We start from the raw sequence: 24,430 nt of genomic DNA, 5'->3' as shown, positions 1-24,430 counted from the left end.
ATACAGCCGGTGACCCTCGGGCAGGCCGAGGACTGCGCGGTCATGGCCGGCAACGCGGTCACAAGCACGGATCTCACCACGATCATCGGTACGGTCGCCTTGAGCCCGGGCATCACGATGACCGGCTTCCCACCGGGGATAGTGCGCGGAGAGGTGCACAAGAACGACGCAGCGGCGCAGCAGAAAAAGGCCGACGCGGTCGCCGCCTACAACGACGCGGCCGGGCGAACGCCCACCGCCACCATCCCGCCGAACCTTGGAGAAGGGGCGACCATCACGCCGGGTGTCTACGACACTCCCGGAGGCGTCTTCGAGCTAGCCGGGACGCTCACACTCGACGCTCAGGGCGACCCGGACGCGACCTTCATCTTCCAAGCCGATTCCGCGCTCAACACGGCAAAGACCAGCAACATCGACCTCACGAACGGCGCCCAGGAGGACAACATCATCTGGCAGGTCGGCGATTCGGCGACCCTGGGGGAATACTCCACCTTTCGGGGGACCGTCCTGGCCCTGAACGATGTCAAGGTGATGACGGGCGCGGCGATGCACGGCCGTGCCATGGCGCTGAACAACGTGGTCACCTTGAACGGCACGACCATCCTGCCGGCCACCCAGATCATGCTGCCGGACGCCCCAGAGACCGACACGTCCCTCACCTCGTCGTTGAACCCGTCTCGACTGGGGGATCCGGTCACCTTCGTCGCCGAGGTCAGCGGGGACTTCCATGGGGTCAGCCCCACCAACACAGTGCTCTTCAAGGACGGCTCCGTCGTCATCGGCTCGGCCATGCTCGACGACCTCGGCGTCGCGACGTTCACGACCGCGGAACTCACCAAGGGCGTGCACCCCATCACGGCTGTCTACGTGGCCGGTGGCACCTCCGTCGGCGAGGCCTGGGTCGACTTCGCCCCGAGCGAATCACCCGTGGTGAATCAGCAGGTGCTCGACCCCGGGACGACATAGATCAGCACCTTTTCCCGACTCCGGCGTTCTCGGATCGTGAGATCGGGGATGCCGAACGGGACAGCGCCCGCCGACTCCGACGGCACCACCAGCCGCCTTGCCGTACCCCAGAGCCGTCGGCACCCGTTCCGGTGCGCCGACCGCCCACTGGCCGACGGACACGGCAGAGTCAACGACAACGAGGCTCCGCAGGAACAGGCGCCATTGACGATCACCTGTTCGCGGGGCCTCATGACGTCTTGCCCTGCAGGCGACTCGTGACCCGCACCGCCATATCCGATGTCTCATCAGCCGGGCACTCCGGAACCACGGCATGCGCCTGTGCCTGGACCTCGCCTCCCGCGGTGACCGGATAACGGCACAATGGCGCGCGTTCACTAAATGAGTTGAGATCACGAAAGATACCGACCAAACGGACACCTTTTATCTCGGCGTGTCGTTTGTTTGCCCCAATCGTAACTTCGATCAAGCATCACCACTTCATGAATGGGCATCTCTCGTTTGCGCCGCCATGCAATGCGGTGACTCGAAAATCCGATTTTTGCCGCAGGGAGAACCCATTGATTCCTCGCAGGAACACGGCGGTCGCCGCATCGGCGACAGCCTGCGGAACACTGGAATCCCCGCGAGAGTGCGCCCCCTGATCACCTTGAGCGCCCTGGCCGGGCAGGCGGTCATCCCAAGCGGATTCTCTCATGAAAACAATCAAAGACACTGTAATCCGCCAAAAAATCCTGAGGCTGGACGGCGAACCCACTCAGGACACTGGCCACGGAAGATATCTGCAGGCGAATCCTGCTTTAAACAAGCGTTGCTGGAATTCGACCCGCGATTCACTGCGGACACGTAACGACATCGTCAAAGCCTTGTCCGCCCTCATGAGTCGCGGCGCCTTCAACGGAAACCAAGATGCCAGGTCGGCGTTTCTCGCCGCCGGTATCTTTAATTTTTATTAAAAACAGCGACCGACCGGGCAGAAGTAAGCAGGGATCGCGAGGTTGATCCTTAATGTACGGACTGCACGCAAGGTCCGACACCTGAGATCACCGGAGAGTTGACTCCCATGTCCAAACCCCATTACAGCCCACCCGAGCAACCGGCCGGTACGACTTCGCCGGCACAGCTGAAGCGTGAAACCGGTCACCGCGGCTTTCTCCGGCGGAGCGTCGGTCGCTCTTGGCCTGTAGTACTGCTGACAACCGTCCTGTCGATGGGCGTGATCGTCGGAACGCCACACAGCGCGAACGCGGATCAGGCACCGGTGAGTCTCGGCGACGCCGCGCCCTTCGGCGTTCTGGCCGGGAGCGCCGTGACGAATACGAATCTCACGGCGATCACCGGAGACCTCGGAGTGAGTCCGGGCATCTCGGTGACCGGATTCCCACCCGGCACGGTGAGCGGAGCCATCCACGCGGGCGACGCTACGGCGTCCGGCGCCAAAGCCGACCTGGTCGCCGCCTACAACGACATCGCCGGGCGGACACCTGTCGTCACCGTACCGACAGAGCTCGGCGGCACGACCAAAACTCCGGGCGTCTACAACTCCGCCGACGGCACCTTCGGAATAACCGGGACGCTCACACTCGATGCCGACGATGATCCGGACGCGGTCTTCATCTTCAACGCGTCCACCCTCTCCGCGGCAAACGTCAGCAACATCAACCTTGTGAACGGCGCCCAAGAGGACAATGTCTTCTGGCGAGTCAGCGGCTCCGCGACGCTTGGAACGTTCTCCACCTTCCGGGGAAACGTTCTGGCGCTGACATCGGTGACGGTGAGCCCCGGCGCCACCATCTACGGCCGCGCCTTCGCGCTCAACAACACAGTCACGCTCCAAGGCGCCAGTGACCCACCGGCAACCCGTATCAGCGTGCCGAACAACCCGCCGACCACGACAACCCTGACCACGTCGGCCAACCCCTCCCAACAGGGGCAACCGGTCACCTTCACCGCCGTGGTGAGCCCGGTCACGGGCTCGCTCGTCCCCCAGGGCGAGGTGGTCTTCAAGGATGGCTCGACCGTCATCGGCTCGGGCTGGCACGACAACTCGGGCCCCGCCACCTTCACGACCTCGAGCCTGGCCGCCGGGCAGCATTCGATCACCGCCGTCTATCTCGGCGGCGACACCCCCGACGGTGAGGCCATCGTCCATTTCGCCCCGAGCAGCTCGCCCGAACTGGTCCAGACCGTGCGGACCAGCCTGTGGGACAACTCAGCGGTCCCGGCCACCCGGTCCTACCTCGATCCCAAAGCCAGTACGGCCGGCGTGAAATTCAAGGCGACCACAGCCGGGACCGTCAGCGGCGTCCGTTTCTACAAGGGTTCGCAGAACACCGGGACGCACGTCGGAGGCCTGTGGACCGGCGACGGCCAGCTGCTCGCGAGCGCGACCTTCACCAACGAGACCGCGTCCGGGTGGCAACAGGTGGACTTCCCCACACCCGTGAACATCGCCGCCAACACCACCTACATCGCCTCCTACCACAGCACATCCGGCTTCTATTCGGTAACAAGGCCCTACTTCACCACGCAATACACGAACGCCCCGCTCCTCGCGCCCGCGAACGGCGCGGAAGGCGGAAACGGCGTATACAAATACGGCGCCACGAACTCCTTCCCAACCGACGCCTATCTGGCCAGCAACTACTGGGTGGATGTCGTGTTCACCCCTGCGAATAACTCTTGAACAACGCGGCGGTCCCGGCCGTCCAACGTGATCCCGCCTCCAAGGCCGTCACGCTCGGCATCGAATTCAAAACGACCACGGCCGGAGCCGTCAGCGGCTTTCGGTGTCCGGGCGGCGTGGTGGCCTGGTTCACGCCCGCCGGGCGAGGTTCCACGCGCCCGCAGACGTCCTTCTGATCGTCCGGCGGCTTGCCACCGGCAGGCTGGTGCGGGCAATGCCCGCAGCCCACACGACGGCCATGGTGACCTACTCGGCCCAAGGCCGTCGTGCGGCGCGGGATCAGGCGAGTGCGCGTGGACATGGAGAGCGGAGAAAACCAGACGCGCAGCCTGCGGATGTATCGCCGGGGCCGGACGCGGGAGGGACGGCCCGCGATGCGGCGGAGCTCGACGGTCACGAGATCGTCATCACAGCACAGCAGGCAGAACCAGCGAGCGGATCACAGCTGATCGCGGTGGCGGTGCATCAGATCTGGTCGATGGAACTGCCACGCTCGCGGCCTCAACCCTCGAGGTCCGAGAGCGTCGGCTCACCGCCACCCGTCTCGGCGGCGCCATCGCCGTCCATGAGGCCCGGGTCCGGTCTGCTGAGGGCAGGTCACCAGAGTCGACCCGGCCGTCGGCGCGGGCTGCCTTGACGCGGCCGTCAGGAGTGCCCCTTTCAACAGAAGCTCAATAAAGGTCTGGCAAGGACACCCCCAGGTGGGAGCGGCCCTGGCCCCTTTCGGTCATCAGATTGTCAGGCTTTCAGTCGGCTAGTCATCTACTGCGATGGTTCGAGTGAGGAGTTTAAGTGCCAGACGACAAGCAACAGTCCGATCCGAGGTTGCGGCGGATTCTCCGGAGCGCGATCACCTTCGGAGGCGGCGCGGTGGCCATGCTCGGCTTACTGGGGGCGGCCTTACCTCCTCTCCCCGCCCCGGAGGCCGCATCGCTGACCGTGATGGCGTCGGCAGGCCCGATGGAGAACGGGATGGAATCCGCCAGGCCGACGCCGAGCAATTCCAGGCTCATCCCCTCTCCCTCCCCTTCCGACGAGACGTCGCCCGTCAAGGGCGCGACTGACAGCGCACACGGCACGAAGATCAGGAGTCGGTCTCCCCATGCCCTGAGACGCAGAGCCGACTGCCCGCCCACTTCTGTCGTCTGTATAGAGAACAGTCTGCCGGGCACTCCTCCCAGTCAGTGGGACGTACCGACCCAGAGCACCAACATCGAGGGGTACGTCACTCAAATGAGCGTGAACAAGGGGGAGAACGCCCAATTCAAGGTGAACACCAATGCGACCAATTATCGTATAGATATTTACCGCATTGGATATTACGGCGGCATGGGCGCACGGCTGATAACGACGATCGAGCCCTCCGCTGCCTTGCCCCAGACGCAACCGGCCTGTTTGGGTGACACGACGACCGGTCTAATCGATTGCGGAAACTGGGGGCTGTCGGCCTCCTGGCCGGTACCGAATGACGCCGTTTCCGGAGTCTATGCTGCGAATCTGATACGGGAAGACGGCACGGCCGGGACCAGTCAGATCCTGTTCATCATCCGAGACGATTCTCGCAATTCGGATATCTTACTTCAAACCTCTGACACCACATGGCAGGCGTACAACCAGTATGGCGGCAACAGCCTCTATCTCGGCAAGCCGGTGGGGCGCGCCTACAAGGTCAGCTACAACCGCCCGCTTTTTACCCGCAGTAGTTTCTTCATGGCCGAGTATCCTCTGGTCAGATGGATCGAGGCCAACGGGTACGACGTCAGCTACACCAGCAGTGTCGACACGGCCAGCCGGGGGGCGGAGCTGCTTGAACACAAGATATTCGTCTCCTCCGGACATGACGAGTACTGGTCCAATGAAACGCGAAACAATGTCCAGAACGCCCGGGACAACGGGGTGAGTCTCATCTTCCTCTCTGGAAACCAGGTTTTCTGGAAAACCAGATGGGAGAACTCTCTGGATGCAACGGGCACCCCTTTCCGGACACTGGTCTGCTACAAGGAGACTCACGCCAACGCCAAGATCGATCCGAGTCCACAGTGGACAGGGACGTGGCGCGATCCCCGTTTCTCCCCTCCATCGGATGGCGGAAGACCCGAGAACGCCTTAAGCGGAACGTTTTTCATGGTGAATACCCCGGCAAACGATGCCATCTCCGTTTCCGCCGAATACAGCGACATGCGACTGTGGCGCAACACGTCTATCGCCAGTCTGCAACCCGGCCAGACGGCGACCTTTCCCGTTGGAACGCTGGGGTACGAGTGGGACGAAGCAACCGACAACGGGTTCGCACCGGCGGGGCTGGTGAAGTTCTCCAAGACAACCTTGGTCAAAACATCGACGTACCTGCTCAACTTCGGCAGCACCTACGGCGCCGGAACCCCGACACACAGCCTTACGCTCTACAGGCATGCGAGTGGCGCGCTGGTCTTCGGCACGGGGACCGTCCAGTGGTCCTGGGGACTCGATGACAATCATGATTTGAAACCCGCAGGCGGCGGCCGCTTGGGCGGTACGCCCCCCACGGACATCCGGATGCAGCAGGCGACAGTCAACCTGCTGGCCGACATGAAAACCCAGCCGGCCAGCATCCAGCCGGGTCTGGTTCCGGCGGTCGCGTCAACGGACACCACTCCGCCCACGTCGGCAATCACCTATCCGGCAAGCGGCGGCACCGTACCCGCTGGAACCGTCATCCCCGTTCAAGGGACGGCGGCTGACACCGGAGGCGGGGTCGTCGGCGGAGTCGAGGTTTCATTCGACGGCGGGACGAGATGGTTTCAGGCAACGGGTCGCACCAGTTGGCGATACAACTGGACAACGCCCAGCAGCGGAACGGTAACGGTCAAATCCCGAGCGGTCGATGACATCGGAAATATTCAGGGGACTCCGACGGAACTGACCGTCACCGTCGTCCCAGGGTGTTCACCCTGCAGCATCTGGCCACCGTCGGCCGTTCCGGCCATCCAATCCCAGCCCGATGCCAATGCCAGCACGGCCGGCGTGAAATTCAAGGCGGCCACGGCCGGAACCATCAACAGCATCCGCTTCTACAAGGGTCCGCAGAACACCGGGACGCACGTCGGAAGCCTGTGGACCAGCAGCGGCCAGCTGCTCGCGAGCGCGACCTTCACCAACGAGACCGCGTCCGGGTGGCAACAGGTGAACTTCCCCACACCCGTGAACATCGCCGCCAACACCACCTACATCGCCTCCTACCACACCACATCCGGCTTCTATTCCGTAACAAGGCCCTACTTCACCACGCAATACACGAACAGCCCGCTCCTCGCACTCGCGAACGGCGCGGAAGGCGGAAACGGCGTATACAAGTACGGCGCCACGGACTCCTTCCCAACCGCCTCCTATCAAGCCAGCAACTACTGGGTGGATGTCGTATTCACCCCCTCGAACAGCCTGTGGAACAACGCAGCGGTCCCGGCCGTTCAATCCCAGCCCGATGCCAATGCCAGCACGGCCGGCGTGAAATTCAAGGCGGCCACGGCCGGAACCATCAACGGCATCCGCTTCTACAAGGGTCCGCAGAACACCGGGACGCACGTCGGAAGCCTGTGGACCAGCAGCGGCCAGCTGCTCGCGAGCGCGACCTTCACCAACGAGACCGCGTCCGGGTGGCAACAGGTGAACTTCCCCACACCCGTGAACATCACCGCCAACACCACCTACATCGCCTCCTACTACACCACATCCGGATTCTATTCCGTAACGAGACCCTACTTCACCACGCAATACATGAACAGCCCGCTCCTCGCGCTCGCGAACGGCGCGGAAGGCGGAAACGGCGTATACAAATACGGCGCCACGAACTCCTTCCCAACCGACACCTATCAAGCCAGCAACTACTGGGTGGACGTCGTATTCACCCCCTCGAACAGCCTGTGGGACAACACGGTGGTCCCGGCCGTCCAATCCCAGCCCGACACCAGTGCCATTACACTCGGTGTGAAATTCAAGACGACCACGGCCGGAACCATCGACGGCATCCGCTTCTACAAGGGGCCGCAGAACACCGGGACGCACACCGGAAGCCTGTGGACCACCGATGGCCAACTGCTCGCGAGCGCGGTCTTCACCAACGAGACCGCATCCGGGTGGCAACAGGTGAACTTCCCCACACCCGTGGAGATCACCCCCAACACCACCTACATCGCCTCCTACCACACCACATCGGGATACTGGTCGGTAACGAGGCCCTACTTCACCACGCAATACGCAAACGGCCCGCTCATCGCGCTCGCGGATGGCGCGGCAGGCGGAAACGGCGTATACCGCTACGGCGCAGTGAATAATTTCCCTGTCAACAGCAACCAATCCAGCAACTACTGGGTTGATGTGGTGTTCACTTCGCCTTAGTAATCCAGCCACAGATTACGGTCTTACCGGGACCGAGCTTCCACGCGTCGTTCAGGAAAACGAGCCGCTCAGGCCCGTGATGTCGTGGAAGCTCGGATGCCGTCTTTTCGGCTTCGAGAGGGACAGGGATTTCTCCGAAGTGAATCTGCCGGTTGTTGAAGCCGCTGACCTGTTCGCGCGGGGAGGGCCGGCGCCGGAGGTGGCCCGCCGGTTCCGGGTCAGCCGGATGTCGGCCAACCGCCGGTACCGGGCCTGGCAGGCCGGCGGCATCGAGGCGCCGGCCTCCAAGGGTCCCGGCGGGGACAAGTGCCGCCTGGACGAGACCCTCCTGGCCCGGTTGACGGCCGGCGCGGCCCGGCCGCGCAAGGCTACACCGAGGATCGGCGCTGGACCCTGGCCCGGGTCGCGGACTTGATCGCTGCGCTGTTTCGTATCCGCTATACCCCGCGCGGGGTCTCCTACCTGCTGCACCGCATCGACTGGACTCCTCAGACGCACGTCCATCGCGCCATCGAGCGCGACGAGGAGGTGATCGAGACCTGGGCCGCCGAGCAGTGGCCGGCGATGAAAGGGCGGCGCTCGACCTGGGCGCCCGGCTGTGCTGGGAAGACAGGCCGGAGCCCAAGGCCACCACTCCGGCCTGCTGGACGGCGGTGGCCGTCACCGTCATGTCCTGGCCTGGTCGGCCTTCCGACAGCTCCACCAGACCCGCGCGCTGATCAGCCACTACCGCCGACGCGGCGATCCCCTCCCGCGAGATCTGCGAATGTAGTACCCGCACCCCTGACCTGCCCGCTTCGCACGCCGTCGTTCACGGACTCGCCAAGACTTCCGCCGGGCTCACCCCGTCCTGCAGCGACGGCCCCGTGGAAGACGCCACCAAAGTCGAACCTCTCAAAGCCGGATGTAGGGCCGAGCAGGCCTCCCATCGCTTCATCGGAGAATCCTGCTCGCGCAGACGGGGTGCGGCCGGAATAAGGGAGAAACAGGCCACGTGCCAAGTCGGCTGCTCGAACTCGTGGGGATCGGCCCACCCCATTCGAAAATACCGTGTGATGTGATCCCGGTTGAAACAGTATCGAGCCGGCGCTCACCGTGATGCCCGCCCAGAAGTAGCGATCTTCAGGTATTCGATGGCATTCGGCCCCGTGTTGAATATAAGATCAAGGACGCTCACCCGGTGGTCGAACGGCGGGTGGAGCTGTGGATATTCCGGGTAGCTCGAGTAGTCGAACCATCGCAACTCGATGCCCGCTCTCCGAAAGAGGCTCTCATCGAGGTAGGCCCGCGCAGTCGGACCGGTAATATATTCATGGGCCCCCGCCTTCTGGCATAAATCGACGAGGCGCTCCGTCTTGGATCCCGTGGTGACGTAGTCGGTGGACCAGCGCAGATCGGCTCGGATGCCAAGGACCGAACAGAGCCCTTCGAGGAAATGTCTGTTTATTCCGGAAAGCCGATCATCCCGGCATCCATAGTAAAGCGCCTCCAGGGCCGGCGCGAACTCGTCGAAATATGCGGCCTTCCGATACGCCTGTGTGAGAGCTCGCCAGTGCATGATGTTCCAGTTCGGGTCGGCAATGACCATTTCGTTGATCAGCCGGCTCCGAGGGCCGTGCGTGAGCGGGATCGAGAGCCATCTAGGACCCGCCGCCGTTTTTATGCGATTACGATTACGCCAGTCTCTGTCAGTGTATTGCACCTCGTCGAGGAGTACGAACTCATCGACGTGGGCAATCAGGTCGAAATATCCTTTCCATGGAATGTAATTTGATTGCACTATCGCAACTCGTTTCATGTGCCCCACACTTTCGACTTGCTCGGGCTTCGTATGGGTCTCCAGGGAAGACCCTCGGATCGGACTACCGTTCGTGAGCGCCGACTCCCGGGCGGATTAAAGTCTCCGCGTTCACGTCAGGCGTCGCCGGCAGGCGTGAGTCGCGACTTTCGGACCGCTCGCGAACGATGTACGTGGGACGCCCCATGCGCTCCACATGGATCCTGCCGAGATATTCCCCGATGATTCCAAGGGCGACCATCTGGGCAGAGGCGAACAGTGAAATCATGGACGCTATCGACGTGAACCCTTTGAGTGTGCTGTCCCCCCACCAGTAGTTCCAAAGAAAGACAGTGAGCAGGACGGCGCCGAGAGCCCCTGCCAGCAGCCCGCAATAGGTGACCAGGCGAAGCGGGACGGTGCTGTATCCAATCATGACATGGACCGCATGGCGAATGAGCATCGGAACGGTATAATTGGAGCGCCCGACAAGTCGGCGCTCTATGTTTACCGGGACGGTTCCGACCCGCATGGTGGCCCACGAGAACGAGATGTCGATTAGAGCGTGGGGGCCTGCGACCCCGTCCAATGATTCGCGCAAAAAACTGCGGAAGGCACGGAACGCGCAGATATCTTGGCCTGTTGCCTCACCGAATCGCCCAGAGAGTCCGATCTTGAGCGATCTGGAGGCGAGATCACGTATGAATCCGTGCGTCCCAGCGCATGGGACTGCGTAGACGATGTCGAGGTCAGGCCGGAGGCCTGCCAGGAGTTTGGGGATCTCTTCTGGTGGATGCTGAAGATCATCGTCCATGGTGACCACGGTGTCGTAGCGAGCACAGCGGATGCCGGCGACGAGAGCGTTGTGCTGACCGTAGTTCCGGGCCAGCAGCAGTGCGCGGACCGTTTCGTACCGATCGGCAAGCTGTTGGGCGACTTCCCATGTCTTGTCTGGTGAACCGTCGACGACGAGTATGACCTCGGACACGGAGGCGGCGGTTGACAAAACAACAAGGAGGCGATCAACCAGCACCGGAAGCGTCTGCTCGGATCGATAGCATGGAATTACGACGGATACGCTAGTCATAGTGCCAGTCTCATGACTACCAAGTCGGCCGGTCGGGCCCGCAGGCCGGATTTACACTATATTAATGAGACCAAGGACGAAACCACGATTTTCTACGCCCACCCTTGAATCTTTCATGATCTTGGAGTAATCGACTCACATCGAGTTGATCTTCTGTGGGGACGGGTTTTGAGTTCGGTCATGCCCGCGGTCCGGTCGCTGCCTAGTGCGGGTCGGCGCCATAAGGTCGGCGGAAGAGCCTTTCGTCGCGCTCGTTGGTGTTTTCGCAGTTCAAGCCGGAGATACCGGGGCCTGGATCTGCCCCAGGCGGCGATCAGGCCGGGGGTGACCACCGCAGCGCCACAGGCGGGGACGGACACCCTTACCCCGGCATTGTTCTTGCCGGTTCTTCATGCGGATCGAGGCCGGCAGCCTTTCCGGCGATACAGCTCAGGACACGCCTCCCGCATGTTTGTCTTCGGGAGGTCGCGATCCATAGCATGGCTCGGGAATGGGAGCCCCGGCCCACGTGGTCATCTTTCCTAGTTCGTTGGATAAGCAATCGAATGACTCTTTCGGATGGAATTTTACGGCTTGTCCTAAAGGCGACTGAGCGGAGGGGGCCGGATGCCGGTGAAGTGAGCATCGGCCAACGCGTTTCAGCTCGCATTCCAGCATGCCGGTCTCACATGGTCGGCTTTGAAAGTCTTGCCTGGAACGATGTCCTACGGCTCGCGTCCACCTGGCGTCCACCCGAACCGATCCGTCAGGCCGGCCTCCTCCCGAGCCGGCACCGTTGGAACCGCTCTGCCACGAGGCCTGCGCAGGCCATACGAAAGGAAGGTCATGGAGGTCATCAAACTGAGGCCGGTCCGCGAGGAGGACCTGGACGTCTTCGAGGCGGAACGGGCTACCCCCGAGCTCAGAGGCGAGCTCCAGTGGTATGGACACCGCTCTTCGCACGGGCTCCGCCAGGAGTTCGCCGAGAACGGATTCCTCGGCACCGACTCCGGTCGCCTCACCATCGACGTCGACGGTGGCCCGGCCGGATGGGTGGTGTGGTGGACGACCTCCTGGGGACCGAATTCTACGTGTTGGTGCTGGGCGATGGGCATCTGTGTCTTCTCCGACTTCCGCCGCCAAGGCATCGGAACACTGGCTCAGCGCCAGCTCGTGGACTATCTGTTCGCCCACACGCGAGCCGAGCGCATCCAGTCCTTCACGGACATCGCCAACTACGGCGAGCAGCGCGCTCTGGAGAAGGCCGGGTTCGAACGCGAGGGAATCCTGCGCCGCGCCCAATGGCGGGATGGCGGCTGGCACGACCAGATCCTCTACTCGGTGCTGCGCCCGTGAAGTCCGACAGGCCCTACGGCGGCGGGTGCGGGCCCGTCCATCAAGCCGGCTCCGCCGGACTCGGGTTCGTCAGAGTCTCCACCTGGGCCAGGGCGATTCAAACCGCAGCACTCCAGCGGTTATCGACCGGTTTTCTTCAATGGGCGCCACCAGTCCTGATGATCGCGGTACCACCGCACGACCTGGATAAGTCCCTCATCAAATAGGGCGAGTTGGGCAGCAAGGGTCCGGCTCGGTCCAGGACCCCGCGGCAATGGATCCGTACACCTCGTCCGTGGAGAGCTGAACGACTGTACGCGCGCCGGTATCGAGCGCCGCCTACAGGAGGCGTTGCAGGCCGTGCATGTTGGTGACCACGAACTCCCCGGGGCCGCTTATCGATCGGTCGACATGAGTCTCGGCGGCGAAGTTCACGATCACGTCATGCCCCGGCACCACGTCGGCCGGTAACCGGGCATCGGTGATGTCCCCCTGACGAATGTGAAGCACGGATGCTCGGCCGCCGGGCGCAGATTCGCCACGTTGCCCGCATATGTGAGCTTGCCCAGCACCGTCACATGAGCATTCTCATAGCCGGGATATCCTCCCGGCAGCAGCGATCGCACATAATGGGAGCCGATGATCCAGCACCATCTGGAACAAGGATTCTCATGCCCGCACCTGAATCCTGCTGTGGTCACCGACCATGAGTTGATGCGTGTTGGGCACTCCTCTGGCCTGGATGACCTCGACGTTTCGGCCGATCAGGGAGTACGTGAGCCCTGAGACGCCTCTAATGACGGATTCTCCCAGAATTATGCTGTATTGTACCTCGGCATCCTCCAGCACGCAGCCCTCGGCGATCGAGGTATAGGGGCCGATGTACGAGCCGTTTACCTTGCTTTGGGTACCGACGACCGCAGGCCCTCGGATCACCGAGTTCTCCACCACCGCCCCGGACTCGATGACAACGCGCCCCGTTATCTCCGAGAACCCGTCAACGGTTCCCCGGATGTCTGGTTCGATCGCCTCCAGGACGATGCGATTGCATTCCAGCATGTCCTGCAGACGTCCGGTGTCTCTCCAGTAGCCGCTCACGAAGTGCGAACGGACACGGCCACCGTTGTCGATGAGCCATTTGATGGCGTCCGTGATTTCCAACTCTCCGCGGGCGGAAGGCGTGATCGCGTTGACCGCCTCATGGATGGCCGGAGAGAACGTGTAGACCCCCACGATCGCGAGATCACTACGCGGGTGCTCCGGTTTCTCTTCCAGCCCGATGATCCCGCCGTCCGGTCCAAGCTCGGCGACTCCGTAGAATTGTGGCTCGGCGACTCTGGTGAGCAGGATCTGGGCGTCGTTGTCAGCCTCGCAGAATGCCTCCACCAGGCCTCTGATACCGCCCACCAGAAAGTTGTCGCCCAGATACATCACGAACGGCTCATCGGCGAGAAACTCCCGAGCGATCAGGACACAATGCGCAAGCCCCAGGGGGGCCTCCTGGGGAATGTAGGTCACGTCGAGGCCGAACTTCGAGCCGTCCCCGACCGCCTCCCGGACCTCATGGGCCGTGTCGCCGACGATGATCCCGACGTTGCTGATGCCCGCGTCCCGTATCGCCTCAAGTCCGTAGTAGAGCACCGGTTTGTTGGCGACGGGGACCAGCTGCTTCGCCGAGGTGTGGGTCAGCGGGCGCAGCCTCGTCCCCTTGCCACCCGCTAGAACGAGTGCCTTCATGGTTGTTGAGTCCTTCCACCAAGAGCGCCTGGCCACAGCGACCGTCTGCACACTCAATTTACGCGGAGCTCCAATTAGCAGCCCGCCGCCATCCTTCACTTTTGTCAAAGAACGTATGGCATCTTGGCAAGACTAGACTTTCTCCCGATTGGGGAACGTCCACACCCGGTGCGTCAAATAGGTTAGCGGCGGACTCACGGCTATTAGCAGGCCTTGTGCCACCATAATCGGAATACCGACAAATTCCACCAGAATCGGGACACCGACAACGGACGCCGCCAGGAAGCCCAGTCCGACCGCATAGAATCTCAGGTAACCCGCGAACCACGATTCCCCGGCGGCACGAAAAACCACCAGCCTGTACCATGGATAGACGATCACCGAGGTGAGGAACTGGCAGGCCACAAGCAGGAAGACATAAGGAACCCGATCTTTGACGGCAAGCAGCCCCAGCCCCAGGAGAGCGCAATAGACTACCGCCGTCATGGCGCTGGCCAGCAGATATGCGACACGTCGGCCCCAAAATGCCGAAACCAGAGCTCGCCACCCGGAGCGTGAATCCTTCTCGTGAGCGGTCCCGCTTCCGACTTCAACCATATGGCAGTCACTCCGGATCGTGATCGAGTAACGGGATCGAATGAATTATGGTCGGCCACCGGAAATCAACCGGGGGTTGGCGTCAGAGACGGTTCCGGTCATCGCGTGTTACCGCCTGAACAGACTCTTCCGGCGCTCGTGACCTGGCTCGGGTCGCTCGTCGAGACCTGACGGATCTCAGCCTTCGTCCCGATCAACCCGCTACACCTCGATGGCGCTGAACAAAGATGTGTCAGGCGGTGACTTCCGGGTGCGGCGGAGTTGGTGGAAACCAGCGCCTTCCCAGCAGCCGCACGCATGATTCCTGTCATACGCAGATCCCGCGATGGCGTCCGCGTGCGCGGCCTCTTTGCGCACATAGCCGCCGATCTGCAAGAGAGCCGGCGAGCGTCACGGTCCGGCCGGGCGCGATCGGCCTCATGAACCGGTCGAAGCGGCCAACCGGGTATCGATGCACGATGACGTATGCGGCCGATCTGTAGACGGCCTTCGGACCTCGGAGAATGGAGGCCAGACCTCAGCGGGAGCGGCGAGACGCCCGGCCGGACACCCGGACCTGGGTGACTCCAAGGGGGATTCCCGAGCCCGTACGGCTCGCGCCTGGATCACGTCACACCCCATCAGTTCACCTCGTAGGTCTGGACGGCGTTGATCACGTGGTCGACGTCGGCCTCGGTCAGATCAGCAAACAGCGGCAGCCGTACAAGACGGTCAGCGACCTCCTCGGTGACCGGGCATCCTTCTGGGGCCACCCGCCCGTATCGCACCCCTGCGGGCGCGGAATGCAGCGGCTGGTAGTGGAATACCGCCTGCACATCCCTCTTCGAGAGGTGGGCGATCAACTCCTGCCGATTCACCAGATCCGGAAGCAAGAGATAGTACAGATGCGCCGGATGGGCGCAGCCATCTGGGACCGTCGGCTGGGCGACCCCGTTCACCGCACCCCAGTCCGCCAGTTCATCGTGATACCTGCGCCATACCGCATGGCGCCGGGCCTGGATCGTGCCGAACGACTCCAGCTGGGCGGTCAGCTGTGCGGCGAGAACATCGGACGGAAGATAGCTCGATCCGATATCGACCCATCTGTACTTGTCCACCTGCCTGCGGAAGAACCTGCTGCGATCGGTGCCCTTCTCCCGGATGATCTCGGCTCGCGCCACCAGATCCGCGTCGTTCAGAAGCAGCGCGCCTCCCTCCCCGCACTGCACGTTCTTGGTCGCGTGGAAGCTCTGGGTGGCCATGCTGCCGAACGAACCGAGAGGTCGGCCTCGATAGGCCCCGCCCAGACCGTGGGCGTTGTCCTCGACGAGCGCGAGACCATACCGTTCGCACAGTTCTCCGATCGCCTCCATCTCGCAGGCGACACCCGCGTAGTGCATGACCACGACGGCCCGGGTGCGATCGGTGATCGCGGCTTCGATCAGCCGCTCGTCCATGTTGAGGGTGTCGGGCCTGCAGTCGACGAAGACCGGCACCACCCCGCGGAGGGCATAGGCGTTGGCCATCGACATGAAGGTGAACGACGGCATGATCACCTCATCGCCGGCCTGGAGGGCGAGCAGAATCGCCGACATCTCCAGCGCGTGCGTGCAGGAGGTGGTCAGCAGCGCCCGGCCCGCCTGGGTGATCTTCTCGAGAAGCTCGGAGGCCTGCCGGGTGAACGGCCCGTCTCCGCAGGTGGATCGCCGGCATACCGCCTCGGCGAGATAGTCCAGCTCGTTCGGCGAGATATGCGTTCGGTTGAAGGGAATCGTCTCCCGATCGGTTACTTTCACAGCCGAAGTGAACAACGGAAGGATCAGTCGGCAGACGTTGCGCTGCCGTCCATTGGTGATCCATTACGTAAGTCTTAGGTCACACCGGTCAACCCTGCCGCCCCCGGCCGCTACTCCGGCCGGGCCTCCGTCGGCTTCCGCGCCTCGATCACGAACCCACTGGCCGCCACCGTGGCGTTGGGGTGCCGCGCCAGCAGGACGTCGAGGACCTTGATGGGCGAGAGCAACCACATCAGGGGGGCCAGCACGCGGTAGAGCCGCCTGCTGCCGAACGAGAGCAGGAGGGCCAGCCACTCCTGGAACGTCCACAGCATGGCCGAGGTGGGACCCGCGCCTATCCGCACATGCATCACGTCGAAACGGCTGAAGAGGGTTTTCATACCCGCCTCGGTGTAGCGCTGGTAGTCATACGGTGACGCGTGAAACGGCTGCATGAAGGGCACGTAGCACAGCACCCGCCCTCCCGGCCTGAGCACACGCCACATCTCCCGAACGTGAGCCTGCGGATCCGGTACGTGCTCGAGTACGGCGATGCTGACGATACCGGCGAGAGCCCCGTCATCGATCGGCAGTGTTCGCAGGTCACCCACAATGTCAACGTTGGCGTACGCGCCCCCGTCCACACAGAGGAGTCGTGAATCATAGCGGTTGGTACCCGACCCTAGATCCGCCACCAGATCACGATCAAGATCGAAACTCATGAGGAAGGGGCGGATGAACCGTCTCAGCAGCACGGGTGAGAGCAGTTGGATCACAAGCGGATATGCGGGCCCGAAACGGCGCTTGACGGTCTCCTTGATCCGATTGAGCGGATCGTCCCGTAGCTCGGCGTCTCCGAAGCCGGCAAAACGGAGCTGGTTTCCCGTCCGGTGACCACCGGTTCCGCAGGCCGCGCATCCGTACGACGCGTCGAGGGGAACGCGGCAGGACGGGCAGACCAATGCGGCCGCGATCCGGTCGACCGGGCACCTCATCGGTTCTTCCCCGTTCATCAGGCCCTCTCCTTCAACCGTCGCTACCATGGCTCGTTGCTCCGATACCAGCGCATGATCTGGGCGATCCTCTCCATGAACGGCTGACCGGCGAGAAGTCGCAGGCGGTCAGGACGCAGCGCGCCAGACCGGAGGGCTCCTCTCCGGCGAGGAAGGGCACGTCGAGGCCGACCCCGGAGCCGTCGCCCGCCGCTGCCCGGATCCCGCGGGCCGTGTCGCCGACGACGATCCCCACGCGGGTGACGCTCGCGTCCCAAACCGCTTCGAGCCCGTAATGGAGCACCGGCCTCTCGCTGACAGGGGGTCAGTTGTTTCGCCGGCCTGTAGGACCGCGGACGCGATCTCGTCCCCTTACCGCCTGCCGGAACAAGTGCCTCCACCGGTGTTTGAGCCCTTCCGCGAAGAACGCATGGCCTCAGCGACCACCTGTCCGCTTGAATTTATGCGGGACTCGGATTAGTGGCCGCACGCCGTCCTCCGCCTTTGCCGAAGGGCGGGCGACAAGTTGCCGGAGCCATGGGTTTCCGCCGCTGCGGAATGTCCATTGGCAGCCGGCAACCCCGGGCCAAGGAGCGCGTGACGGACCATGGCCGCCATGGCGCTGTTCATCGGACAGGTGATGCGGTGACGCCAAGACAAGTCTTTCCGCCCGGAATGCGAATGCTCGCCGCGGGCGCTTCGGCTCCCCGCTTCAACCATCCGGCACTCCGGCTCATGCCCGGCCGTCACGATCCGTTGTCACAGGTCAACCTCGGCCTGAGGATTGATAGGCGGGCACCGGCGGGGCCTGGACGCGGCGAAGGAGTCAGGCCGTACCGTCTGGCACCTCGTAAACGGCGTAGTCGCCGGAACGGAACCTCAGGTTCGCGCCGTCACCGATCTTGGAGTCCGCACCGGTGTGCTGCTCGTCGACGAACAGCCAGCGCACGCCGTAACGCGTCCGTAACCGCTGAATGGAAGCCGCCGAGGGCGATCGGAATGCGGCATCGTTGAGCTGGATCCGCTCCTGGTCCCAGAACGGCAGGTGCTCCGCCACGAGGCCCCTGTGCCAGTGCTGGTAATTCGCCGGGCTGAACGCCCACCCCTCCACCAGCACGCGTCGTTCGGTCAGCGCGGACACCCAGAACTCACGGCTGTCACAGGGGTTCTCGGATTTCCCTCGGCAATGTGTGTCCGTGGCGACCAGGTCATCCGGATCCGAGTGGGCACGCAACCATCGTCCGGCGGTCAAGGCGTCCCTGCGGATCACCGGCACTCCCGGGCCCGTGTCCGCGCCACCGCCCGCCGGAGCGGGAACGGCCGACGAGAGGACGCGGGCCGCCCAGGCCGCGGGCAGGCCGACGGCCGTGACCATTGAGATCGTGATGGCTCCGGCGACGACGAGGCGCCGCCTGTTGGCGAGGAGGAGCAGGCCGATCACCGGTAGGGCGAGAGCCGCAAAGGCGATATACGGCCGGTACAGGAGGATCTCGCTCTGGCCCGGGCCCAGGGGGATCCGGACGCCGAAGATCATACGGATCGAGCAGGTCGCTACGATCGCCGCGCCGACCGCGTACGCCGTCACGCGTGGAGGCACCTGAGCCCGCCGAACAATGACGAAGATTCCGTAGACGGCGACTATCGCCAGATAGGGATAGGACGCCACGGAGAAGTACATCTCGGCATGATGAGGGTGCCCGAACAGAAGCGTGGCGCAGAACCCCCCCGCCCCGATGCTGAGCATCACAACCACGGCAGGCCGCAGCAGCAACCGCGGTCGGCTCAGCAGGCCCCAGATCCCGCACCACTCTATGACCCAGCTCAGCAGGTACAGCAGCGTGACGCCGAAAGCCGAGGCCGACAATGGCCCGATGTCTCCGTCCTGACCGGTCAGTTCCGCCCATATCTTGCGGGTCATGGCGAGCGGTTCGACGATCATCCCTAGGCGCGCCTGGCCGAACAGCACGAACTGCGCGTAAAGAAAGCACATCACGGTAGTCACCAGCACGACGAGCACGCGCCAGGGCACCCGGCGTCGTCTCGCCACCTCGATCACCACGATCGCCGCCAGGCCGATGGCGAGCAGGGGCAGGTAGGTGGCCTTGGCCCCCATCACCGCCACGAGGAAGACGCCCAGGAGAACCCAGGAGCCGAGGGCGATACGCCTGCGCTCAAGAAGGTCGATCAGGAGGATGACGACCGGCACGAAGAGGAGAGCACCGAAGGCCTGGGTGGGGCTCAGCCACGACTGAGGGGGACGCCACGTGAAGATTCCGACGCTTGTCCCCAGGTACAGGTTCGGGGCCTCCATGAAGACAGTGCCCGCGACGGCCAGCAACCCGGCCGACCAGGCGCCCACCACGCGCCGTCCAATCATCCCTATCAGGACGACGAAGGCGACCATCATGGGCAGCATGAAGAGTCTGAACAGCAGCACCAGCGGTTCCACGCCGGTGACCCAGCTCGCCGCCGCGAGGTGGGCGTAGACGAACCAGTGGTAGAAGAGTGGCTCACCGGCGACCATCGGCACCGTGGGCGGCATATGGTGCTTCAACTCGCCGATCAGCGCCAGGTGGAACGGCATGTCGAGATTGGCCGCCCCAAGCGCCGGCCACGTCAGAGCATGCGTCCTGAAGAACTTGGCGGCGCTCCAGGCGATCAGATAGATGGTGACCAGGGCGAGGGACCAGGACCACCAGAGCGGCGTGGTGAGGCGACGCCTGCCTCTCCAGTGCCGGCGCAGGCGGGGAACGGCGATGAAGACCGCGTAGGTGGTGATCGGCCAGGCCATGACGAGCAGCGGCATCCCGGCCGCGCGGACGGCGACATAGGCGAGCACCTCGATCGCGTAGCCGAGCGTCAGCCCGAGGGCGATCTCCTCGGCCAGCGTCCGCCTGCCGCCGTACAGGGCGCGGATCAGCAGCAGCCCCGGGAGCGCGAGTCCCAGCGCGATGTAGGCGCCGAAGCAGGCCATATCCCGGACGGAAACCCCAAAGGCACCCAGCACCGTCACAGCAAATATGGTCACAAACGCCGCGGGAAACCATCTAAATACGTGAGAGCACCAGACCCTCCGCCACCAGACAGGCCATCTTTGTTTATGTGGAGTCCGATTTGCCGACACTTTTCCCATAATTTCCAGGGGATCCGGCAAGGGACTTTGAAGGTGCGGAGTCTTGGCCATGCACGCAAGTCTCACGACACGAGCGTCCTGGCCGGATTTGGACGGCCAGGTTTTTCAATGTCTTTGTCATTCGTTCACATGGGCCGGCCAGTACGGCTGAGCGGCGAGACACGCCATCTCCTGGAACGGGAGATACAGCCGCGATCTGTAATGCTACAGCCATGATCAGCAATCTTAAGGGACGGCACCTCAGGCGTAATCGTCGCCTGACGGATGGCCGAGATTTACGCGTTTTCTACATGATCGGCACTATGGGCATAGGTGGCGCGGAAAGCCAAGTCGTACTGCGCGCCAAGGAACTGCGTGCCCGCGGTGTTGACAGCCGCGTACTCCTGCTCTTCGACGGTGGCCCCTTCGAAGCGTTTCTCCAGGACGCGGGGGTTCCCGTGGTGCATCTGCGCTTCCGGACCATCAGCACCGCCGGCTGGCGGCGAGCGCTCCTCTGCGACATCGCGGCGTTCTGCCGTCTCGTACGCCTCCTGCGCCAGGCCCGACCTCACGTGCTTCACGCCCACCTGTTCCACTCCTACGCCATCGGTGTACCAGCAGGCAAGTTGGCCGGGGTCCCTTTAGTGGTGGCGGGACGTCACACACCACTCATGATCACCGGCAGAGGTCTTCTGACATCGCTCATAGACAGGGCCGCCAACCACATGGCCGATCACATCGTTCCGGTCAGCCAGAGCATCGCGGACGAGCTCTCAAGCCGCTTCCGCGTCCACCACAAAATCAGCGTGATCCACAACGGCCTCCCACCCGCGGCGTTTCTTCCACACAGCCCGGCCCCCTTGGAAACGGAGTTCCCCATCGTGGTCTGCGTGAGCAGGCTTCAGCCCCTCAAGGGTCACCGCTACCTGCTCGACGCCGCGGCGCTCCTCGAACTCCGCGGGCTGAGGTGCACCATCGTTTTGATCGGGGACGGACCGGAACGCGGCAACCTGGAGAAGCAGGCGGAGCAGCTCGGGATCGACGTTCGTTTTCCCGGCTTCCGAACCGACGTGCACGCCTGGCTGGCCCGCGCCGACATCATGGCCCATCCGACACTGGCAGAGGCCCTCGGGAACTGCATCATGGAGGCGATGGCAGCCGGACTTCCCACGGTCTCGACGCGCGTCGGCGGCGTACCCGAGCTCCTCGAAGAGAATCGCGGGCTGCTCGTCCCCCCGGCCGACGCCGCCGCTCTGGCCGACGCGATCCAGCGCCTGCTCACCGATCACGTGCTCGCAAAGCGACTGGGCGCCTCGGCGCAGGCGTGGGCGGTGGACCACCTCACCAGCGACAGGCTCGTCGATCGATACCTGAGCACCTACGCGCGCCTCATACCTCAGAAGTTCGCGACAGATCTGAACATACCGATCGGTCACCGCGCCCGACGCTAGATGAGAGCGGATCACGTTGCGTCCAAAACAGCTTCACGTTTTCCTTTGCGAGGGACGGAACCCGTCGTCTTTTTCAACTTTTTCAACGGTCCGTCTCGGGACACACCCTTCCACCTACCCGTGTCCGTGCGGTCACGTTCCGTAACATGACTCGGGAACCAGGGACCGGCCGGCGTGGCCGTCCTTGTTGTCTTGCTGGATAGGCAATCGAATGACTCTTTCCAAACGCGTAGACGGCGGCACGGACATCGAGACGGACAACGAGACCGTCTGGCAGTCCGTGCTGTGCTGCCCACGCTGTCATGGTCCACTCCGTGCCGCGGCCGAACTCCGGTGCGATTCGTGCTCGACCGCGTACCCCATCGACAATGGAATTCCACGCTTCGTTCCCCGGGACAACTACGCGGAGGGGTTCGGATACCAGTGGAACCAGCATCGGCTGACGCAGCTTGACTCACACTCCGGCATGCCGATCTCGCGTGATCGACTGATGAACGCGAGCGGCTGGTCGGCCGCCGAGCTCGTGGGAAAGGCCGTACTCGAATGCGGCAGCGGGGCGGGGCGGTTCACCGAGGTCCTGTGCGAGACCGGCGCCCAGGTGACGTCGGTCGACATATCCAGCGCCGTCCACGCCAACGCCGCCTCGAACGGCCACTTTCCTCGTTTGAGGCTCGTCCAGGCCAGCATCTACGCACTGCCGTTTCCCGAGGAGTCGTTCGACTTCCTGTTCTGCTGCGGGGTGATCCAGCACACGCCGGACGTCGAAAAGACGTTCAAAACGCTGTTCCGCTATCTGCGGCCCGGCGGCCGGTTCTGCATCGACGTGTACGCGGCGATCGTCGCCTATCCCCATCCCCGGCAGTTGCTGCGTCCGATCACCAAACACGTGCCTCCCGCCAAGCTCTACGCCCTCGTGGAGAAGGCCGTGCCGAAGCTGCTCCCCCTGTCCATGAAGCTCAGCGCCGTCCCGTGGGCGGGACAGTGCCTGGCGCGCCTGATCCCGGTCGCGAACCATCGCTATCTGGGGGTGACGGACGAGAGACCGCCCGGAGCTGGTCGGTGCTGGACACCTTCGACTGGCTCTCGCCGCGCTACGAAAAACCGCAGACCCGGCGACGTCTTGAGCGGTGGACACAGGAGCTGGGTTTGCGTGAGGTCTCCATCGAACGTCACCGCGGGCTGTACGTCATCCGCGGCGTCAAATAACCGGCGTCCGCATGTCGGCGATCGGCGGGCCTCGGCGGGCCTGGCCAGGCTCGGCGGCCGACTTCTCTCGGTCCTCCTCAGGGTGACACCTGTCAAACGGCCCCGCCCGGCCGGCCGGTCACATCTCCACCCTCACCGCACACCTGACGACCACTCCGGCTGAGAACCGCGGATGTGGCACCTCACATTGGATTTCATACCGAAGAGCAGCCTCCGGAAGGGGAACGTCGTGGCGGCCAGCGATAGGTCCGGCCTCCGGCGCGTCGCGCTTCTCATCCCGCAGTTGACGCTGCCCGGTGGGACCGAGGTGCAGGTCTCCCTGCTGGCCCGGCAACTGCACGCGAGGAATATCGACGTCAGCGTGCTCGTCCTGTGGGGAGATGAGGGGTATGCGAAGACTTTGCGCCTGGCGGGGATCGAGGTGCACCGGCTCGGCTTCGTATCCCTCTCCTCTGAACCGTCGGCCCTGGTCGCCAACCTGCGCGCCGCCGGCCGTCTCATACGTCTGTTGCGACATCTGAGGCCTCAGGTGCTGCATGCGTTTCTCTACTTCGGTTACGTCGTGGCTCCACCCGCCGCCCGGCTGGCGGGGGTTCCGGTCGTCGTCGCGGGCCGGCGCAGTCTGAGCTTCTTCAAGCGGGAACGCTGGTGGGTGCTGGCTCTGGAACGGGCCGTGAACCGCGTCACCGATCACGTCATCGCCAACGCCGCCGCCGTCGCCGAGGACGCCCGCACCGTCGAACGCCTCCCCGCGCACAAACTCAGCGTGATCTACAACGGCCTCCCCGAAACGGCCTTCGACCCGGCCGAACCAGAGAACATCGACACCTCCCTGCCCGTCATCCTGTGCGTGGCCAACCTCCTGGAGATCAAAGGACACCGGTTCCTGATCGACGCCGCCGCCACCCTGGCCCGGCAGGGCAACCCCTGCACGGTCATCCTCGTCGGCGACGGCCCCGAATACGCCCCCCTCCAAACCCAGGCCACCGCACTCGGCCTCGACGTCCGCTTCCTCGGATCCCGCACCGACACCGCCGGCCTCCTGGCCCGCGCCGACATCGTCGTACTGCCCTCCCTGTCCGAAGGCCTCAGCAACGCGGTCATGGAAGCGATGGCCGCCGGCCGACCCACCATCGCCACCTCGGTAGGCGGCACACCCGAACTCCTCGAAGACCGCGGCCTCCTCGTCCCCCCCGCCGACCCCGCAGCCCTGGCCGAAGCCATCACCCACCTGCTCACCCACCCCCAGCACGCCACCACCCTGGCGACCGCAGCACGCGCCTGGGCACGCAAGAACCTCGACGCAACCGCCATGACCACCCAGCACATCAACCTGTACCACCAACTCCTGGAGACCCGATGTGTGGAATAGCCGGA

General features: G+C 63.7%; 18 protein-coding genes and 1 pseudogene. 11 read left to right on the top strand and 8 right to left on the bottom strand.

The features are described 5' to 3' along the window. Window positions 1-9: 9 nt before the first annotated feature. The 6 genes from ACFQVD_RS02595 to ACFQVD_RS02570 all read left to right on the top strand — a co-directional run bounded on the left by ACFQVD_RS02595 (window position 10) and on the right by ACFQVD_RS02570 (window position 9,004). The gene (locus ACFQVD_RS02595) at window positions 10-966 is read left to right on the top strand and encodes an ice-binding family protein (protein ID WP_343983087.1); all 957 of its coding nucleotides are present in this window, start codon (window positions 10-12) and stop codon (window positions 964-966) included. 695 nt (window positions 967-1,661) lie between these two features. Beyond that, complete coding sequence (locus tag ACFQVD_RS02590) at window positions 1,662-1,922, top strand: hypothetical protein (protein ID WP_343983090.1); 261 nt, start codon at window positions 1,662-1,664, stop codon at window positions 1,920-1,922. A 254-nt stretch (window positions 1,923-2,176) separates the two neighbouring features. After that, window positions 2,177-3,652, top strand: coding sequence for an ice-binding family protein (locus tag ACFQVD_RS02585; protein ID WP_343983092.1), 1,476 nt, complete (start codon window positions 2,177-2,179; stop codon window positions 3,650-3,652). A 792-nt stretch (window positions 3,653-4,444) separates the two neighbouring features. Beyond that, window positions 4,445-8,026, top strand: coding sequence for a DUF4082 domain-containing protein (locus ACFQVD_RS02580; protein ID WP_343983095.1), 3,582 nt, complete (start codon window positions 4,445-4,447; stop codon window positions 8,024-8,026). Window positions 8,027-8,165: 139 nt separating this feature from the next. Further along, a complete protein-coding gene (locus ACFQVD_RS02575; RefSeq protein ID WP_343983097.1) occupies window positions 8,166-8,441 on the top strand; it encodes a helix-turn-helix domain-containing protein in 276 nt (91 codons plus the stop codon). Continuing rightward, entirely contained in the window at window positions 8,333-9,004 is a 672-nt protein-coding gene (locus ACFQVD_RS02570) for a helix-turn-helix domain-containing protein (protein WP_364148285.1), read from the top strand. The genes ACFQVD_RS02575 and ACFQVD_RS02570 overlap by 109 nt, the downstream gene beginning before the upstream one ends. A 112-nt stretch (window positions 9,005-9,116) precedes the next feature. Here ACFQVD_RS02570 and ACFQVD_RS02565 read toward each other — a convergent pair whose 3' ends face one another. Continuing rightward, a complete protein-coding gene (locus tag ACFQVD_RS02565) occupies window positions 9,117-9,824 on the bottom strand; it encodes a WbqC family protein (protein ID WP_343983100.1) in 708 nt (235 codons plus the stop codon). Between the two features lie 64 nt (window positions 9,825-9,888). Next, window positions 9,889-10,890, bottom strand: a complete 1,002-nt coding sequence (locus ACFQVD_RS02560) for a glycosyltransferase (protein ID WP_343983103.1) — start codon at window positions 10,888-10,890, stop codon at window positions 9,889-9,891. Between the two features lie 825 nt (window positions 10,891-11,715). On the opposite strand from ACFQVD_RS02560, the gene ACFQVD_RS02555 reads away from it, so the two are divergent. After that, window positions 11,716-12,225, top strand: coding sequence for a GNAT family N-acetyltransferase (locus ACFQVD_RS02555; protein WP_030923499.1), 510 nt, complete (start codon window positions 11,716-11,718; stop codon window positions 12,223-12,225). A 318-nt stretch (window positions 12,226-12,543) separates the two neighbouring features. Here the strand turns inward: ACFQVD_RS02555 and ACFQVD_RS02550 are convergent, their stop codons facing one another. The 6 genes from ACFQVD_RS02550 to ACFQVD_RS02525 form a co-directional block, all read right to left on the bottom strand. Next, window positions 12,544-12,714 (bottom strand): GDP-mannose 4,6-dehydratase, encoded by a 171-nt coding sequence (locus ACFQVD_RS02550; RefSeq protein ID WP_343983112.1) that lies wholly within the window; start codon window positions 12,712-12,714, stop codon window positions 12,544-12,546. Window positions 12,715-12,873: 159 nt separating this feature from the next. Then, complete coding sequence (locus ACFQVD_RS02545; protein ID WP_343983115.1) at window positions 12,874-13,941, bottom strand: glucose-1-phosphate thymidylyltransferase; 1,068 nt, start codon at window positions 13,939-13,941, stop codon at window positions 12,874-12,876. Window positions 13,942-14,073: 132 nt separating this feature from the next. After that, window positions 14,074-14,538: a GtrA family protein gene (locus ACFQVD_RS02540; RefSeq protein WP_343983118.1), complete on the bottom strand. Its 465-nt coding sequence runs from the start codon at window positions 14,536-14,538 to the stop codon at window positions 14,074-14,076. Between the two features lie 620 nt (window positions 14,539-15,158). Next, a complete protein-coding gene (gene rffA / locus ACFQVD_RS02535) occupies window positions 15,159-16,313 on the bottom strand; it encodes a dTDP-4-amino-4,6-dideoxygalactose transaminase (RefSeq protein WP_343983121.1) in 1,155 nt (384 codons plus the stop codon). Between the two features lie 110 nt (window positions 16,314-16,423). After that, window positions 16,424-17,305 carry a class I SAM-dependent methyltransferase gene (locus ACFQVD_RS02530; RefSeq protein WP_343983124.1) on the bottom strand — a complete coding sequence of 294 codons (882 nt, stop codon included), beginning with the start codon at window positions 17,303-17,305 and terminating at the stop codon, window positions 16,424-16,426. Window positions 17,306-18,110: 805 nt separating this feature from the next. Beyond that, window positions 18,111-20,297, bottom strand: a complete 2,187-nt coding sequence (locus ACFQVD_RS02525) for a hypothetical protein (RefSeq protein WP_343983127.1) — start codon at window positions 20,295-20,297, stop codon at window positions 18,111-18,113. A gap of 332 nt (window positions 20,298-20,629) precedes the next feature. Between ACFQVD_RS02525 and ACFQVD_RS02520 the strand changes: the two genes are divergently transcribed. The 4 genes and pseudogenes from ACFQVD_RS02520 to ACFQVD_RS02505 all read left to right on the top strand — a co-directional run bounded on the left by ACFQVD_RS02520 (window position 20,630) and on the right by ACFQVD_RS02505 (window position 24,425). Then, on the top strand, window positions 20,630-21,847 hold the full coding sequence (locus ACFQVD_RS02520) for a glycosyltransferase (RefSeq protein ID WP_386270487.1): 1,218 nt from the start codon (window positions 20,630-20,632) through the stop codon (window positions 21,845-21,847). A 211-nt stretch (window positions 21,848-22,058) separates the two neighbouring features. Beyond that, window positions 22,059-22,208, top strand: a pseudogene (locus ACFQVD_RS02515) (Trm112 family protein); the annotation flags it as partial. A gap of 129 nt (window positions 22,209-22,337) precedes the next feature. Next, complete coding sequence (locus ACFQVD_RS02510; protein ID WP_386368847.1) at window positions 22,338-23,216, top strand: class I SAM-dependent methyltransferase; 879 nt, start codon at window positions 22,338-22,340, stop codon at window positions 23,214-23,216. 66 nt (window positions 23,217-23,282) lie between these two features. Then, on the top strand, window positions 23,283-24,425 hold the full coding sequence (locus ACFQVD_RS02505) for a glycosyltransferase (protein ID WP_343983136.1): 1,143 nt from the start codon (window positions 23,283-23,285) through the stop codon (window positions 24,423-24,425). Window positions 24,426-24,430 lie beyond the last annotated feature (5 nt).

It is taken from the genome of Streptosporangium amethystogenes subsp. fukuiense (assembly GCF_042665875.1).
GTDB lineage: Bacteria > Actinomycetota > Actinomycetes > Streptosporangiales > Streptosporangiaceae > Streptosporangium > Streptosporangium fukuiense.
The sequence above is the reverse complement of the archived record's forward strand: the minus strand, read 5'-3'. Positions and strand labels throughout refer to the sequence as shown.

What these genes read in the sequence shown, in the direction of transcription:
- ACFQVD_RS02565 (WP_343983100.1), bottom strand. Translation starts at nt 9,824, where the DNA reads ATGAAACGAGTTGCGATAGTGCAATCAAATTACATTCCATGGAAAGGA.
- ACFQVD_RS02540 (WP_343983118.1), bottom strand. Translation starts at nt 14,538, where the DNA reads ATGGTTGAAGTCGGAAGCGGGACCGCTCACGAGAAGGATTCACGCTCC.
- ACFQVD_RS02520 (WP_386270487.1), top strand. Translation starts at nt 20,630, where the DNA reads ATGATCAGCAATCTTAAGGGACGGCACCTCAGGCGTAATCGTCGCCTG.
- ACFQVD_RS02560 (WP_343983103.1), bottom strand. Translation starts at nt 10,890, where the DNA reads ATGACTAGCGTATCCGTCGTAATTCCATGCTATCGATCCGAGCAGACG.
- ACFQVD_RS02555 (WP_030923499.1), top strand. Translation starts at nt 11,716, where the DNA reads ATGGAGGTCATCAAACTGAGGCCGGTCCGCGAGGAGGACCTGGACGTC.
- ACFQVD_RS02585 (WP_343983092.1), top strand. Translation starts at nt 2,177, where the DNA reads ATGGGCGTGATCGTCGGAACGCCACACAGCGCGAACGCGGATCAGGCA.
- ACFQVD_RS02510 (WP_386368847.1), top strand. Translation starts at nt 22,338, where the DNA reads ATGAACGCGAGCGGCTGGTCGGCCGCCGAGCTCGTGGGAAAGGCCGTA.
- ACFQVD_RS02545 (WP_343983115.1), bottom strand. Translation starts at nt 13,941, where the DNA reads ATGAAGGCACTCGTTCTAGCGGGTGGCAAGGGGACGAGGCTGCGCCCG.
- ACFQVD_RS02530 (WP_343983124.1), bottom strand. Translation starts at nt 17,305, where the DNA reads ATGAACGGGGAAGAACCGATGAGGTGCCCGGTCGACCGGATCGCGGCC.
- ACFQVD_RS02590 (WP_343983090.1), top strand. Translation starts at nt 1,662, where the DNA reads ATGAAAACAATCAAAGACACTGTAATCCGCCAAAAAATCCTGAGGCTG.